Origin of the sequence: Acinetobacter sp. UBA5934 (genome assembly GCF_002430855.1) — a bacterium.
Lineage (GTDB): Bacteria > Pseudomonadota > Gammaproteobacteria > Pseudomonadales > Moraxellaceae > Acinetobacter.
This window is the reverse complement of record NZ_DJDC01000074.1, coordinates 9,343-9,589: the sequence shown is the minus strand read 5'-3', so window position 1 is coordinate 9,589 and position 247 is coordinate 9,343. Positions and strand designations below refer to the sequence as shown.

The window sequence follows — 247 nt, the reverse complement described above, 5'->3', positions numbered from 1 at the left end:
TAGTCGCGGTATCTGCACAGTGTTGACCCATCTTCTCTTCTAGACGGAAAACAATATAGACTTTTGTGTCTGTAGGAACCAGGAAACAGGAGATGCCTTTTTTCCCTGCGGCTTTATCGGTTACGGCAAAAACAATTGCTACTTGTGCATACTTACCGGTGGTAATAAACTGTTTGGTGCCATTGAGTACCCAAAAATCACCATCACGTTTCGCTTTACATTCCAGTGCACCGGCATCTGAACCGGC

At 45.3% G+C, this 247-nt stretch carries 1 protein-coding gene; it reads right to left on the bottom strand.

The annotated features are described in order from the left end of the window. The coding region (locus B2Y23_RS05265) for an acyl-CoA dehydrogenase family protein (RefSeq protein ID WP_291369429.1) at nt 1–247 on the bottom strand (247 nt) is incomplete at both ends.